Raw genomic sequence first — 15,763 nt, 5'->3', positions numbered from 1 at the left:
TTGCGTCGCAGCTGCGTCTGAACAGTTTTATAACGGGCAACCGTCGTTTTGATCGCAGAGATGGCCAGTTGGGATTTCAGCCCAAAGTGTTGTCGCAAGTCTCGATAAAGCTTTTTGTGAATCTTGAGAACATTCAATTCAAGACCATTGTTAAAAATATACTCAGAAACATGATTGCAGGCTGAGCGATATTGTTCACTGGTCTCCTGAAATTTAGCGGCATCAGCAGCATTATCTAGTTTAAGTTTAGCCTTGACCGTTAGACTTAGCAGCATTTTGAACACTCCTTCCTCTTATAGTTATTATAACTTATACAATAACTACAAAGAAAGAAATGTGCTCAAAATAGGCACATATTTATAAATCATTTGAGTTCTTCAAACTCAATCGGAATTCCTCACGGGATTGAAATCCCATGTTTCCTTCCGATATTTTCATGAAGAAATCTATAAATATAGTAATCTGTGTAATAGCGCTGATCTTAGCGAATGGTTTAGTTGGCAGCAATATTAAATTAACCGATAAACAAGCCCAATCTATTTTCAAACCCACATCTGCAGCTTCAGCTTTCTAACGTAAAACAGACAAGGAGGGCACACAATGGGATTAAACGACACACCATCCAGCGAACGGGTGCATATTGGCTTTTTCGGCCGGCGCAATGCTGGGAAGTCTAGCCTGGTCAATGCGGTAACGGGGCAAGATCTGGCCGTGGTTTCCACCACCAAGGGCACCACCACCGATCCAGTGCGCAAGGCCATGGAACTCTTACCTTTGGGCCCCGTGGTGATCATTGACACCCCAGGTTTTGATGACACCGGCGATTTGGGGGAACTACGGGTTAAAAAGACCAAACAAGTTTTAAATCAGACCGATATTGCGGTGCTAGTTGTGGATGCCACCACCGGCTTGGCGCCCAGTGATCGGCAACTGCTGGAACTATTCCACAAAAAACAGGTGAATTATTTAATTGCCTTGAATAAAAGTGATTTAATGACCACTTTACCGACAGCCAAAGCCAATGAAATCTATGTCAGCGCTATTGCCGGCACCGGGATTCACGAATTTAAAGAGCGCTTAGCCCATTTACGTCCCCAAGTGGCCGTTGAACAACCCTTAATTGGGGATTTGATAAAACCAAATGACGTGGTGGTTTTAGTGACCCCCATTGATGAATCAGCCCCTAAAAGTCGCCTGATTTTACCCCAGCAAATGATGATTCGTGACATTTTAGACCATCATGGCATTGCCATGGTGACCCAAGTCCCAGAATTGGCGGGCACCTTAGCCAGTTTAAAGACACCACCGGCCTTGGTGGTAACTGATTCCCAAGCTTTTGCCGAAGTGGCGCAAATTACCCCGGAAAGTATTCCGCTGACCTCGTTTTCCATTTTGATGGCCCGCCACAAGGGGCTATTGACCCAAGCAGTGGCCGGGGTGCGGGCAATTGATGATTTGCAAGACGGTGACCGGATTTTAATTGCTGAAGGTTGTACCCACCATCGCCAGTGCGGCGATATTGGCAGTGTGAAGCTACCCAACTGGTTAAAAAAACGGACAGGTAAAAATTTAAGTATTGAACTGGTCAGCGGTCGGGGTTATCCCGAGAATTTAGCTGACTTTGCCTTGGTGATTCATTGCGGGGCCTGTATGTTGAATAGTCGGGAGATGCTGAATCGAATGCAACGGGCGGAAGCCCAAGGCGTGCCCATGACCAACTATGGCACGGCGATTGCTTATATGAAAGGTATTTTACCCAGAAGTGTGACCATGCTCCCGGACGCATTGACAGCTTATACCCAAGGACAGCAAGTGCCAGCACCTGAGAGGAGTTAGGTATGGATAACACGGCATTGATCGATGAGCTATTGCATAAGCATACTTTAAGCCATGACCAATGGGTTCAGTTATTGGCAACAGTCACACCTAGTGACCAACAATATGCGGCTGATGTTGCCCGGCGATTAATCATCCAGCAATTTGGCAAACAAATATTTTTTAGAGGGATTGTTGAATTCACCAATTATTGTCGTAATGATTGTTTTTATTGCGGTATCCGCCATGGTAATCGCCAAGTTGAACGGTACCGACTAACGAAAGCCGAGATACTAGCATGTTGTGAAGATGGTTATCAAAATGGGTTCCGGACCTTTGTGTTACAAGGTGGCGAAGATCCCTATTTCACCGCCGACGTTTTTACAGATATTATCCAGACAATTCGTGCGCGCTATCCGGACTGTGCCATTACCTTATCCATTGGCGAACAACCTAGCGCCGCCTATCAACAGTATTTTGATGCCGGTGCCGATAGATTTCTGTTACGCCATGAGACGGTAACCCCCGCATTATATCAACGCTGGCACCCAGCTTATCAGCGCATCGAACATCGGCTGGCCTGTCTTGAGACGCTTAAAGAAATCGGTTTTCAAACCGGTTGTGGTTTTATGGTAGGCGGGCCGTATCAAACTTTTGATAATTTGGCTGATGATATGGTATATATCACCCAATTTAAACCGGCTATGATTGGCATTGGGCCTTATGTTCCCCATAGTCAAACCCCGTTTCGTGATTTTCCGGCTGGTAGTGAGAACTTGACGCTCTTTATTTTGAGCTTGTGTCGGATTTTATTTCCAAAGATATTATTACCGGCGACCACTGCTTTGGGTACTGTTCAAGGAGACGGCCGTCAGTTAGGCGTTTTGGCCGGCTGCAATGTGGTGATGCCTAACCTATCACCGCTGCGTTTTCGCAAGCAATACTTACTTTATGATAATAAAGCCGGCATCAATGATGATGCTGCCACAGGCGTTCGGAAGCTTTCTGATCAAATGACCGCCATTGGTTATACGGTGGTTAAAAGCCGGGGTGATTATCGACCTTAATTGGAGAAGTATTATCATAAAATTGGGAGGCTTATTGAAGTATGTCAAAACATGTTCAAAGGATATTCAAGCTAGCAGTAGCTGTCTTTGCCCTAGTGCTGGCTGTCAATCTCGGCGCTGGTACCTATCAGGCACAAGCATCAACCGTTGGGGCTGCCAGTACCAAACAAACAAAAACCATCACGGACCAAGCGGGTAATAAGGTGACACTACCCAAAAATATTAAGCGGGTTGCCATCGTGGGCTCCATTTGGCCTTTACCATCTGTGATGGCGGTATTTTTCAACTCAGCCGATAAAATTGTCTCCATGCCGGAACCTAGCATGGTGGCCGCTAAACACAGCCTGCTTTCTGAATTATACCCAGGTATTTTGAAGGCCAAGACTGCCTCCAACGATGGCACGTCCATCAACACGGAGGAACTGAAAAAAGTTAAACCAGATGTGGTCTTCTATGGGGCTGAAGATACCAAGATGCAGCAAAAACTCACCAACGCTGGCTTCAAAGCCGTGGGGATTTCCGTTGGCAAATGGAAGGGCAATACCATTGAGACGGAAAACAATTGGATCAGTCTACTATCCCAAATTTTCCCCAAGGATAATAAAGCCAAAATTTTAAAGGATTATAGCAATAAAGTTGCCAAACTGGTGCAAAAACGGACAAAAAATATCAAGCCCGCCGAGCGCCAAAGTGTTTTCTTCCTGCGGCAATATAGCAGTACAGCCATTATTACCGGCGGGACCGTTTCCTTTGGCCAATATTGGGCCGATGCCATCAATGTTAAAAATGTGGTGGATATCCCCAATTCCAACAATGTGACCCAAGTCACCATGGAGCAAATCTACCAATGGAATCCCCAACATATTTTAGTCACCAACTTCAATAGTGCCATGCCTAAGGATCTATATAACAATACCGTGGGGAACTATGATTGGGGTAAAGTTGCGGCTGTGAAAGATAAACAAGTGGCAAAAATGCCAATGGGGATGTATCGCAGTTATACCCCAGGCGTTGACACGCCCATCACCTTATTGTGGGTAGCCAAGACCGTTTATCCCAAGCAATTTAAAGATATCAACCTGGTCAAAGAAACTAAGGCTTACTACAAGAAGGTCTTCAACATCAATTTGACCACCAAGCAGTCTAATAAAATCTTGAAACCAGATACGTCCACTTGGCAGTAATAAATATCAGAAAAAGCATCAACTATCCTGGAAAAATAACAGGTTTTCTAGTAACCTACTAACTAAGTAGTTTATAAGGGAGACGATAATCATTCAAAACGTCCGTTCAATATGGCTGGTACTCCTATTGGTTTGTGCCTTTGTCATACCTTTATTGGGCCTAATACCAGGTATATATCTGTTAGCGGCAGCTAAATCAGATGACCAGTTGCAAGGCCTGCATGGCTGGATTGTCGGTGCCATTACCCTACAGCTTGTTTATGTTGTGGCATTGCTATTGATTTTCGTGTTATTTACCCCAAGACACGTTTGAAATTAGGCTATTTATAAATGAAACACCTGCAGGAGCCCTTTTAATAACCCCATGGCAGGTGTTTTTTGAATCTAAAAAAAGCACCAGCCGAAAAGCTGATGCCTGAAAAATCAAAGCAATTACGCCTTGGTGGCCAATACCGAAGCTCCAGTATGCAAGCTCACGGGCAGGGTATATTGGGCTTGGAGCTGGACTTTGTTATCTTTGATACGCTGGCGCAAGAGCTGAATCATCAAGTCCGCCAAATCCCCAATGGGTTGAACTACGGTGGAGAGTTGGGGTTGGTAGTCTTGAATCAAGCGGGTGCCATCGTAACCTACTAATTTCAGTTGTTCTGGAATTTTCAACCCCAGTTCCTGGGCCACATCCCCCACCAAAATAGCCGTCAAATCATCACTACAAAAAACCGCATCGGGTTTCAAAGTGGTCAAGTGTTGTCGAATCTCCACTCTTTTTAACGTGGGGGACATGCTAAAGGGCAGTTCCAGCACGTGGGTGGGTAAATCGGCTTGTTGTAGACTGTCTTCATAGCCTTTAACCCGCAAATTGGTGGGACTGTTAGGGCGATTGGCCCCAGAAATCATCACAATACAGGTGGCTCCGGTCTTGATCAACAGCTCGGTAGCCAATTTACCCCCGGCGTAATTATCAGAACTGACAATGGGAATATTATCTCCCAAATGCCGGTCAAAGGAGATGATCGGTGCGTCCACGTGTTCATATTCACGAATGGTTAAATTATGGGTGCCAGTGATGATGCCCGCCACTTGATTAGCTTGCAGCATGCGCAGATAAGCCCGTTCTGTGTCGGCGTTATTCACCGAGTTACAAAGAATCACCCGATAATCCAAAGCCGATAATTTATTTTCTAATGTTTGCACCAATTCCCCAAAGAAAGGATTGCTGACCCCGGGGAAAATAAGGCCGATCAAGCGAGAACTTTTACCCTGCAGGGAGCGGGCTACACTATTAGGTTGGTAGTTCAAGGTGTGCATGGCCGCAAAAACCTTGGTCTTGGTCTTTTCAGATAAGGAGCCGTAGTTATTGATGACCCGGGAGACCGTGGTCACGGACACCCCGGCCAGTTTTGCAACATCAGCCAATTTTGCCATACGAATTGCCTCCTTAATTAATAAATTGTTTGTAAACGGGTCCCGCTGACTTCAAAGTCATCCGCGGCCAGTTGGCTGGTATCTAACTGATAGGTATCCGCCTGCCTAGGAAATAGCCGGCCAGATACAACTTGCGCGCCGTCATTCACATACAGCTCAAAGGCCGAATGGTCCAGCCATAAGGTTAAACGAAGGGCAGTCGCCGGTAATTGAATGCTGCGGATGGTGCCATGATCTAAGGCCACAGGTTGGCCCATTTGGCCCCGGTCCACGGTGAGACTATGGGTTTGTGCATCAAAACTAAGGGTCAATTTATCGCTGCTGTGCTGGGCTTTAATTTGTAACTGCCCCTTAGGAAAGTTGGGGAAGTCAAACTGCAACTTTTCTTGCAGCTGCAAGTCAGCGGTTTTCGGATCAAAAGCAGCCTTAGCTAAGCCTTGGGCCACGGCCTGTTGGCGCAGTTGGCCGGCCACTAACGTCAAGTGCTTCACCAAAGAAAAACAGCCCTGCCAATTTTCGGCATCAGAGGGATAAGTGGTATCCGGCAAGCCTAACCAGCTGATGGCATAGGCCTGGTCATCCGGGGCATTGAAAGCTTGGGTAGCATAGACATCAAAGCCCCCATCCAGGTTTTGCGGGCCAGTTGGGTTGATAAAGCTAAGGGTATCCCAATCAAAGGCTTCCCCCACAATGTACATATTAGGGTAAATATTATCATAACTGGCAATGGTTTGGGACAGTCCCTGGGGACAAAAAATCAGGACAGGCTGTTGGTCAATAAAAATCAGGTTGGGACATTCAACCATATAACCCAGATTTTGATCACTATAGTGTAATTCGCCTTTTAAGGTCCAGGGGCCTTTAGGGTCTGGGGCCTGGTAGGCGAGAATGTGGGCGGTGTCGTCTTGTTTCCGGGCGCCGATGAAGGCGTAGTAAGTACCCTCATGTTCAATTAACTGGGGATCTCGGAAGTGGTCGGTATAGCCGGCCGGGATGTCCCCAATTAAAGGCTGAGCTAGCTTGTGTAAAGTCCCATTTTGGTCTAAGGTAGCCCCTAATTGATAGGGATGGCGTTGCCAATTTTCATCCCGGACATTGCCCGTGTACATCAAAAATAAGTCTGACCCCACAGCCAGCGCCGAGCCGGAATAAGCGCCGTGGCTTTCATATTTGGTGTCGGGGTAAATTTTCAACCCGTCGGCCGTCCAATGGGTCAAATCTGGGGACGTTAAATGAACCCAGCTCTTCAAGCCGTGCACCGGGCCGAAGGGGAAGTTTTGATAAAAGACATGCCATTGGTGATTATAATAGGTAAAGCCATTGGGGTCATTTAATAAACCGCTGGCTGGTTGGATATGATAGCCTAAGTGCCAAATAGAGTCTTGTTGTTGTCTTTGTAATTTAGTGACCAGTTTGGTTGAATAAGCGCTATAGGGTCGATAGCGTTGTGCCGTGGTCCATTGCTGCATGGTATTCGCCTCCAAAAAAGATAAACGTTTTCATGCTGTCATTATAGCAGACGGCGCCACTAAAAATCAAAAATTGATAAACGTTTGACAATTTGAAATGAATCCATTACAATGGGTTTATCAAATACAGGAATCGCTTACATGGGAGGTCAAAACATGGATCATGGGAAAGCAGCAAAAGACATTCTGGCGGACGTGGGGCAAGACAACATTCTAGCCGCCGCTCACTGTGCCACCCGGTTACGGTTGGTGATCAAAGATGAAGACAAAATCGATCAAAAAGCTTTAGATGCTAACGATGCCGTTAAAGGGACTTTTCGCGTGAATGGCCAATATCAAATCATCATCGGCCCTGGGGATGTGGACAAGGTCTATGACCACTTAATTAGTTTGACCGGCTTAAAAGAAGTTACCCCCGACGACCTAAAGGCCATTTCTGCCAAAGGTAAAAAAGACAATCCGCTGATGGCTTTGGTTAAAGTCCTATCTGACATTTTTGTACCCCTTATTCCAGCCTTAGTGGCCGGTGGGTTATTGATGGCTTTAAATAACGTCTTGGTATCCCCGGGCCTATTTAGCGCCAAATCCCTGGTGGCCATGTACCCTGGCATCAAGGGTATCGCCGAAATGATCAACCTGTTTGCCTCGGCACCTTTTGCTTTCTTACCCATCCTATTAGGCTTCTCTGCCACCCGGCGTTTTGGGGGCAATGCTTATCTGGGGGCCACCATGGGGATGATCATGGTGATGCCGGCTTTAGTCAACGGCTACAACGTGGCTGAAATCGTGGCCAAGGGCACCATGCCCGCCTGGAACATTTTCGGCCTGCACATCGCCCAAGCCGGCTACCAAGGCCAAGTCCTGCCCGTGTTGGTGGTGGCTTTCATTTTAGCCAAGGTTGAAAAGTGGCTCCATAAACGCATGCCCGCTACCCTGGACTTTATTTTCACCCCCATGATCAGTATCATCTTCGTGGCCTTCTTGACCTTTGCCTTTGTAGGCCCGATCATGCGGACGGTAGGGAACGGCTTAACCGACGGGATTGTTTTCTTGTATAATGCCACTGGTTTTGTGGGCTCCACGGTCTTCGGATTATTCTACTCCCCAATCGTCATTACCGGTTTACACCAAAGTTTCCCGGCCATCGAAACCCAGCTTTTGGCCAACGTGGCCAAAACCGGCGGCGATTTCTTCTTCCCAATCGCCTCCATGGCCAACGCTGCCCAAGGGGCGGCTGCTTTAGCCATTTTCTTCTTATCCCGCGATGAGAAACAAAAAGGCTTGGCTTCTTCTTCCGGCCTGTCCGCCCTCTTGGGGATCACTGAACCGGCTATCTTTGGGGTCAACTTGAAATTACGCTTCCCATTCTTTATCGGCATGATTGGTTCAGCCGTGGGTAGCTTATTGATCGGGATTTTCGGGGTCCGCTCCACTGCCTTAGGGGCTGCGGGGATCATCGGTTTCATTTCCCTCCCGGTTAAATTCTACCTGCCATTCTTCTTAGCCATTGCCTGCAGTATCGTAGTGGCCTTCACCGGGACCTTGGTTTATGGCCGCAAAGCCATGGCCAAAAACGTTGAGCCAGAAGTTCAGACCAATGAAGCTGGCGATGTGGTAAGTGCGGCCGACGCCGCTGTCAGCGATGCCGTGGTCAACGCACCAGTTGCCGGGGTGGTTGAAAGCTTGAAGCAAGTCAATGACCAAGTCTTTTCCGCTGAAATCATGGGGAAAGGGGCTGCCATTAAACCCGCTAGTGATGTGGTTTTGGCCCCGGTCACCGGTGAAATCACCGTGGCTTATCCCACCAAACATGCTTACGGCATTAAGGCCGCAGACGGGGCGGAGGTCCTGATCCATCTGGGCTTAGACACCGTCAATCTTGAAGGTAAGTTCTTCACCAGTACGGTGCAACAGGGTGACCAAGTCCAACAGGGCGACAAATTGGGCACCTTTGATGTCAAAGGCATCACCGAAGCTGGCTACGACCCCACGGTGATGGTGGTTATCACCAACACCAATGATTATGGGGATGTGAGTCGCATCGATGTCACCGACGTGAAAGCTGGCGACCCGCTGATTGCCCTGCAACAACCAACCACGGACAATCAAGCCGCCACTAATATTTAGTAACAACTGAAATACTGGTTACCTTAGCCAAGGCCCCCCTTGGCAAAGGTAACCAGTATTTTTTAATTTTGGCTTGTACTTTTCCCCGAAAAAACTATAATCGCATAGGATTAATTATTTTTAAGATGATGAACGAGGGGGGAGGACAATGGCAATTGGGACGGTTTCAGAATGGGTGGCTGGTATTTCGCAATTTTTGGCAGTTTGTGTGGCTTTATTTTTGCCTTATTATAACCAGCACAAAAAACTCAAACGGCGGACTCGCAATCTGCGCGTGATCATCAAACAGTTGGGGAAAGAAGCCTTAGCCGGGGAGAAAAAGGCCATCCCCACCTTGGAAATTTATTTGACCGTTTCTTTTTTAGAAGATACCAACGCCGATATGGAGCGCTTGTTGGTCCAAGGTCGGGTAATTTTGGAAACCTTGAAACAGCTGCCTGACCAAGACACTGCCGATTATCCAGCGGCCGCTGCGCATGTCAAGCATCTGCTGGCACAAGTGGCTTAATGGCATGAAAAACTGGGACAACACGCGTGCGTTTGCGGTGGTTGTCCCAGTTTTTTATAATGGCATTTTTATTTTTAGAACCTAGTTTTCAAAAGGACCCTAACTGTGGTCAGGCTTGGCCTGGTCGTCGGCGCTACCCTGGCGTTTGATGCGGTCCAACAACCGGTGCATTTGCTCGTCTCGGTTGAGGTGGCCTTTACTTAACTCATTGAAAAAGGCCTTATCCGCACTGGTCATATTTTGGGATAATTGTTTGGCAAAATCCTCAGAGGTGATGTGTTGGTTGAGTTTATGCAGGCTTTTGGTGAACTGGGCTTGTTCGGTGTCGTCAAAAACACTGAACAAGGCGGCTAGAAAGTTACTGCGGAACGTATCGATTTTGGCCAAACGTTCCCGACCGGGTTTGGTAATTTGGATTCTGACGATTTGGGCATCAGTTTTATCTCTGGTGCGTAACACCAAGCTTTCAGCTTCCAGTTTTTTGACCAAGGTGTTCACGGCCGTGGGGCGAATGGCTAAAATATCGGCAATTGTTCCCGCTGTTAGGGGATTGTTGGCCTCCACCAGGATCCGCAACAAGCGGCGCCCATTATCGGGCAGGTGATTTGAGCGATCAGTTTGATATCTTTGCCGGGCGAACCAGAGCACCGGTTGTTGTGCCAATTCGCCTAATTCTTCAAATAAAGTTTGGTTGTCCATAGCATTGCCTCCAGAAGATACATTCGTTTATTGGTTTGAAACGAACTTAAGATTGAATTATATACAGTCCTAGTATTAGCTTTGTCAGCGCTTAACCGACTTAGAAGCTTACCAACCTAGCGTACAAGAACTGCCTGGATTTATCAATGCTCAGTCGCTTAAATATTGTCAGCGTAGTACAAAAGCCCACCAAGCACAGAAATCGCACTGGCGGGCTTTTGATTGTACTAATTTTTGGTGAAACTTAAGCTACGGGCAAGCCAGTGGCTTTGGCGAAATAGTATTACACCACTCGCCGCTGGTTTTGTTGGTTGATCATGGTGATGAAATATTGGTACACCTTCGGATCATCGGTGAGTTCGGGATGAAACGCGGTTGCCAACATATTGGCTTGTCTAGCGGCGATGATGCGGCCCTCGACTTGACCTAAAACCTCAACTTGAGGGCCGACTTTTTGAATATAAGGGGCCCGAATGAAAACCATGGGGATTTTTTCCCCGGCAAAGGTGGCAACGGTATTGAAACTACCCAATTGGCGGCCATAACCGTTGCGGGTGGTTACGATGTCCATGGTGTTGATACCCGGTTGCGTGGCATTGCTGATGGTTTTGGCTAATAAAATTAGGCCAGCGCAAGTCCCTAACACCGGTAGGCCGGCTTGGATGGCGTTTTTTAGGGGTGTCAGCAATTGAAGTTCCACCAGTAATTTGCCGATGACGGTACTTTCACCCCCGGGGATAATGAGGCCATCACAAGTTGTTTGCAAGTCGGCCGGTTGCCGAATTTCAAAAGTATCGATCCCCAAGGCCTGCAATTTGTGAATATGTTCAATAAAAGCCCCCTGGAGGGCCAAGACGCCAATGCGCATATTATTGCCCCCGTTCAGCCATTAATACTTTGATTTCACTTTCATTGATACCTACCATGGCTTCCCCTAAATCTTCGGATAAGGCCGCAATCATTTTGGCATCGTTGTAGTTGGTCACAGCTTTGACAATGGCAGCGGCTCTTTTAGCAGGATCGCCGGATTTGAAGATACCGGAGCCCACAAAGACGCCTTCAGCACCCAGTTGCATCATTAAGGCCGCATCCGCCGGTGTGGCAATGCCCCCGGCCGCAAAGTTAACGACAGGGAGCTTGCCATTTTCGTGGATGTATTTAACAGCTTCATAAGAAACCTCTAACTGCTTCGCTTCTTCGAAGAGTTCATCTTCAGCCATGGACGTGATTTTTTTAATCGCCGCATTCATCAGGCGCATATGGCGGACCGCTTGGACGATATCCCCAGTGCCGGGTTCACCCTTGGTCCGGATCATAGCGGCACCTTCACTAATACGGCGCAGAGCTTCACCTAAATTTTTAGCACCACAGACGAAGGGCACTTCAAAGTTAGTTTTATCAATATGGAATTTATCATCGGCTGGGGATAAAACTTCACTTTCATCAATAAAGTCGATTTGAATTTCTTGTAAGATTTGGGCCTCCACAAAATGGCCGATCCGGACTTTCGCCATGACAGGAATACTCACCGCTGCTTGGATGCTCTTAATCATTTTAGGGTCGCTCATGCGGGCAACACCGCCGGCCACTCTAATGTCGGCAGGAATACGTTCCAAGGCCATCACTGCACTGGCACCGGCCTCTTGGGCAATTCGCGCCTGTTGTGGGGTGGAAACATCCATAATTACGCCGCCCTTTAACATCTGGGCTAAGTTTTTGTTCAAAGCATATCGGTTATTTTCTGTCATTGTCATTAACTCCTAAAATATATTTTGAAACGTCAATCTAGGAACCATTGTATATAAAAAGCGTTTTGCGAACAATATCAGAATTGTGTGCAAAACACTTTTAATCATTTTATAATTTAATTAAAATTTCGTGAATAATATTTAGACCCCGTTCTAATTTTGCGATACTATCTGGCGTACAAATGGCGATGCGAATTGCCCCAATGGGAGCATCTTTGCCCACGGCAAAACGCTGGGACCCGTAAACAGATACGCCTTTAACCAGGGCCAATTGTTCAAATTGTTTGCCAGAGACACCCTTTGGTAAAGGTAGCCAGCGATTTAAACTATCATTATTGCCGATGAGGTCATAGTCTTTGAAAACCCGGTTGGCCAGCCGATTACGGGCGACGATACCTTGGTTGCGTTTGGCCAGCAGGGAATCCAAACGCCCGGATACAATGAGCCGAGAAGCCAGTTCCAGCAAGATGGCCGATTGGGATAAATTGATGTTATATAACACATTATCCAAAGTTCCATAATATTGGCTGGGGGCCACCACATAAGCTAAACGCAGGGCTGGTACCAGCGTTTTAGATAGACTGGCAATGTAGATGGTTTGTGCCGGCGCACTCTGGGCAATGGCGGCCAGGGGCTTTTTGGCCAGTAAGCTATTGATGCCATCTTCGATAATGATCACATTTAATTCTTGCGCCAAGCTAGCAATCATCTGCCGGGCGGCAATTGACATGGTATGGGTGGTGGGATTATGCGCATCCGGCATCACATAAATGGCTTTCATGTTGTCATTTTTAACGGCTTGTCTAATGCCAGTCTCAGATAATTCGCCGTTTTCTTCTGGCAGGGCCACCAGCTGAATGCCAAACAGTTTAGCGGCACTTTTAAGCCCAGGATAAACCAAAGCTGTGGTCCCCAGGCGATCGCCGGGCTTTAGTAAACCGGAGAAAATGGCAGCCAGGGCATTTTGACCCCCGCTGGACAGCAAGATATGGCTGGGGTCGGTTTGATAGCCGGCTTTGGCAATGAGCTTGACGGCGGCATCTTTGTGCCAGCGGTCTTCACTATTGGCATATTGGAATAGGCTGCCAAAATGTGGGGCGGCAATCATCTGTTGCAATAAGGCCACCAGGTCATCTTGGGCAATTGTTTCCGGCGTCATGGTGCCCAGGTCAATGATATTAGGTGCATGTTTTGGCTTGGCCGAGATGTGGGTGTCCACATCATAGGCGATATAGGTCCCACTGCCGGTGATACCGCTCAAAAGCCCCTTATTGGCACAAATTTTAAAAGCCCGGGATACCGTGCTCACGTTAATGTCTAAAAAATCGGCCAGTTCCCGTTGCGGGGGCAGTTTCAGGCCCGGATGCAAAGTTCCGGCGGCGATATCTTGTTCTAATTGATTAGCTAAAGCAATGTACAGCGGTGTTTCCGAGGAATGCAAAGTTGGTCGCCAAGTTAAAGGATAATTATCAAAAGAGTTAACCGGCACGATGGCCACCTCCGTTTATAGGATAATTGCATGTTGAGATATTATTAGCTAGTTTATACTTAAGCCAGCTAAAAGGCAAAATGGGAACAAAAGTACCTGAAAAAGCCCCCAAACGCAGCAATCACGTTGGAGACTCTAATTTTTGATTAGGCTATATTTTGACACGGGCTAGTTGACGGTGACGTCAGTAGCTTTGACCCAAGAGGTGAGGCCGACTTGGTAAGCGACGGCCTTGCCATTGCTGTCATAGGCGACTCTAAAGACTTTCCAGAGGTTGAAGACAGTGCTGAGTTTATCCGTCGGTTGGGTGGTGGCGGAGTCACTGTAGACTTGGACGTTCTTATAGTTGGAATTAACCGTCAAACTCACGTCTTTCACGGTGATATTGTTGTTAGTAGTTTGGTTGCTGGTACCTTGATTTTGCGTGACGTCAGCGGCTTTGACCCATTGACCGTTGCCTAAATCATAGGCGATGACTTGGCCATTGGCGTCTTTAGCTTCCCGGGTCACCCGCCAGTCAGAAATGGTGGTGGGTAATTGTTTGCCACTATTTTGGCTGCCATTAGGATCAGTATAAATGGTTAAGCCTTTGTTGTCAGAATGAAAAGTGGTGTTGACGCTGACAATGGTGGGCTCAGCAGTTGTGGCGGCATTAGCTGTGGCTAAGGGTGTGAGGCCGATGGTGGCCGCTGTAGCTAATGCACTTGCGCCTAATAAAACAGATTTAATTGTCATATGAAAATGCTCCTTAATTTATTGTGCAACTAATATTTAATTGCATAACTACATATTAATGGCATCATATGAATTAAATAGTTTGAAATATGGTATTTGTGATGAATAAAAATAGCTATTATCAAGCTAAATATGATAAATATTTGAATTCACGAAAATATCGGAAAGGAAGCACGGGATTTCGATCTCGTGAGGAATTCCGATTGAGTTTGAAGAACTCAATTGATTTATAACTATGTGCCTATTTTGAGCACATTTCTTTTCTTATAGTTATTATATAAGTTATAATAACTATAAGAAAAGTAGGTGATAAAAATGCTGTTAAGTCTAACGGTAAAGGCTAAAATCAAACTAGATAACGCTGCTGATGCGGCTAAATTTCAGGAGACCACTGAACAATATCGCTCAGCCTGCAATCATGTTTCCGAGTATATTTTTAACAACAATTTTGAGTTGAGTGCTATCAAGATTCAGAAAAAGCTTTATCAAGACTTGCGGCAATGCTTCGGTTTAAAATCACAATTGGCTATTTCCGCGATCAAAACGACGGTTGCCCGTTATAAAACTGTTCAGACGCAGCTGCGACGCAAACCCATGGCCTATGCCACCGGTAAGAAAGATAAAAAAGGTAAAGAAATTTATCTCAAAGTCCCCAGAGACCTGCACTGGCTTTGGAAACCGATCTATTTTCAGCGCCCGCAAGCTGACTTAGTCCGTAACCGTGATTGGTCTATCGTCGCAAACGGTGAAAAGTTGTCCATCAATACGCTTCAAGGCCGGGTGAAGGCTCGCTTTGTGTTAAAAACTGGCTTTGAACAGTATCTGGATGGTACCTGGGAGTTTGGCGGTGCAAAACTAATTAAGTCTGGTACCAATTGGTTTTTATACATTGCAGTTAATAAAGAATTCCCTGAACTGACCCGTAATGATATGCAACACGTTGTGGGGCTTGATCGGGGGATCCGGCAATTAGTCACCGCTTATGATGACCAGGGAAAAACAACGTTTTTCAATGGTCAAGCTATCAATCGTAAACGCCGACACTACAAAGCGCTGCGGGCTAGTCTGCAAAGACATAATACCAGAAATTCCAAACGACGTATCCGTCAAATGGGCAATAAAGAGAACCGCTGGATGACTGATATCAATCATCAGTTGTCTAAGACACTTGTTGCTAAATACGGACCAAATACCTTGTTTGTTTTAGAAGATCTGGTCAATGTTCGTTTTGCCACGGAAAAGACCACCAAGGACACGCGTTATGAGAAAGTATCTTGGGCGTTTTATCAGCTGGAACAGCTGTTGACTTACAAAGCTATTCAGGCAGGTGCTGCGGTCATCACGGTTAGTGCGGCTTATACCAGTCAGCGCTGTCCTGCTTGCGGTGAGATCAAGAAAACGAATCGCAAGCACCAACTGCATGCCTACCAATGTTCAAACTGCGGTTACCAGTCCAATGATGATCGTGTCGGTGCCATGAATATTCAATTTTTGGGT

General features: G+C 46.7%; 13 protein-coding genes and 1 pseudogene. 6 read left to right on the top strand and 8 right to left on the bottom strand.

All coding sequences use genetic code 11. The annotated features are described in order from the left end of the window. Positions 1 to 275, bottom strand: a pseudogene (locus FC83_RS17415) (RNA-guided endonuclease TnpB family protein); the annotation flags it as partial. A 325-nt stretch (positions 276 to 600) separates the two neighbouring features. Here FC83_RS17415 and hydF point away from each other — a divergent pair. From hydF to FC83_RS07830, 3 genes are read left to right on the top strand one after another with little or no spacing between them, the layout of a single operon-like run. Next, entirely contained in the window at positions 601 to 1,836 is a 1,236-nt protein-coding gene (hydF, locus tag FC83_RS07840; protein ID WP_057002609.1) for a [FeFe] hydrogenase H-cluster maturation GTPase HydF, read from the top strand. Positions 1,837 to 1,838: 2 nt separating this feature from the next. Continuing rightward, entirely contained in the window at positions 1,839 to 2,882 is a 1,044-nt protein-coding gene (gene hydE, locus FC83_RS07835) for a [FeFe] hydrogenase H-cluster radical SAM maturase HydE (RefSeq protein WP_035455365.1), read from the top strand. Between the two features lie 41 nt (positions 2,883 to 2,923). Further along, a complete protein-coding gene (locus tag FC83_RS07830; protein WP_057002608.1) occupies positions 2,924 to 4,066 on the top strand; it encodes an ABC transporter substrate-binding protein in 1,143 nt (380 codons plus the stop codon). A gap of 432 nt (positions 4,067 to 4,498) precedes the next feature. On the opposite strand, the gene FC83_RS07825 is transcribed toward FC83_RS07830, so the two are convergent. Further along, positions 4,499 to 5,491, bottom strand: coding sequence for a LacI family DNA-binding transcriptional regulator (locus FC83_RS07825; RefSeq protein WP_057002607.1), 993 nt, complete (start codon positions 5,489 to 5,491; stop codon positions 4,499 to 4,501). Positions 5,492 to 5,508: 17 nt separating this feature from the next. Then, positions 5,509 to 6,960 carry a sucrose-6-phosphate hydrolase gene (locus FC83_RS07820; protein WP_057002606.1) on the bottom strand — a complete coding sequence of 484 codons (1,452 nt, stop codon included), beginning with the start codon at positions 6,958 to 6,960 and terminating at the stop codon, positions 5,509 to 5,511. A gap of 156 nt (positions 6,961 to 7,116) precedes the next feature. On the opposite strand from FC83_RS07820, the gene FC83_RS07815 reads away from it, so the two are divergent. Together FC83_RS07815 and FC83_RS07810 are read left to right on the top strand one after the other, a co-directional pair. Beyond that, positions 7,117 to 9,087: a sucrose-specific PTS transporter subunit IIBC gene (locus FC83_RS07815; protein WP_057002605.1), complete on the top strand. Its 1,971-nt coding sequence runs from the start codon at positions 7,117 to 7,119 to the stop codon at positions 9,085 to 9,087. A 148-nt stretch (positions 9,088 to 9,235) separates the two neighbouring features. Further along, the gene (locus tag FC83_RS07810; RefSeq protein WP_035455367.1) at positions 9,236 to 9,595 is read left to right on the top strand and encodes a hypothetical protein; all 360 of its coding nucleotides are present in this window, start codon (positions 9,236 to 9,238) and stop codon (positions 9,593 to 9,595) included. A 99-nt stretch (positions 9,596 to 9,694) separates the two neighbouring features. On the opposite strand, the gene FC83_RS07805 is transcribed toward FC83_RS07810, so the two are convergent. The 5 genes from FC83_RS07805 to FC83_RS07785 form a co-directional block, all read right to left on the bottom strand. Continuing rightward, positions 9,695 to 10,294: a MarR family winged helix-turn-helix transcriptional regulator gene (locus FC83_RS07805; RefSeq protein WP_057002604.1), complete on the bottom strand. Its 600-nt coding sequence runs from the start codon at positions 10,292 to 10,294 to the stop codon at positions 9,695 to 9,697. Between the two features lie 283 nt (positions 10,295 to 10,577). Continuing rightward, positions 10,578 to 11,162: a pyridoxal 5'-phosphate synthase glutaminase subunit PdxT gene (gene pdxT / locus FC83_RS07800; protein ID WP_035455369.1), complete on the bottom strand. Its 585-nt coding sequence runs from the start codon at positions 11,160 to 11,162 to the stop codon at positions 10,578 to 10,580. Position 11,163: 1 nt separating this feature from the next. Then, positions 11,164 to 12,042, bottom strand: coding sequence for a pyridoxal 5'-phosphate synthase lyase subunit PdxS (pdxS, locus tag FC83_RS07795; RefSeq protein ID WP_035455371.1), 879 nt, complete (start codon positions 12,040 to 12,042; stop codon positions 11,164 to 11,166). A 109-nt stretch (positions 12,043 to 12,151) separates the two neighbouring features. Beyond that, on the bottom strand, positions 12,152 to 13,531 hold the full coding sequence (locus FC83_RS07790) for an aminotransferase-like domain-containing protein (RefSeq protein WP_035455373.1): 1,380 nt from the start codon (positions 13,529 to 13,531) through the stop codon (positions 12,152 to 12,154). Between the two features lie 168 nt (positions 13,532 to 13,699). Further along, complete coding sequence (locus FC83_RS07785; protein ID WP_035455374.1) at positions 13,700 to 14,266, bottom strand: hypothetical protein; 567 nt, start codon at positions 14,264 to 14,266, stop codon at positions 13,700 to 13,702. 315 nt (positions 14,267 to 14,581) lie between these two features. Between FC83_RS07785 and FC83_RS07780 the strand changes: the two genes are divergently transcribed. Further along, positions 14,582 to 15,763: RNA-guided endonuclease TnpB family protein (locus FC83_RS07780; RefSeq protein ID WP_057002615.1), on the top strand; the 1,182-nt coding region annotated here is incomplete at its 3' end.

This window comes from Agrilactobacillus composti DSM 18527 = JCM 14202, assembly GCF_001436375.1.
Classification (GTDB): Bacteria; Bacillota; Bacilli; order Lactobacillales; family Lactobacillaceae; genus Agrilactobacillus; species Agrilactobacillus composti.
Note: the sequence above shows the minus strand (reverse complement) of the source record. Positions and strands in the feature narration are given on the sequence as shown.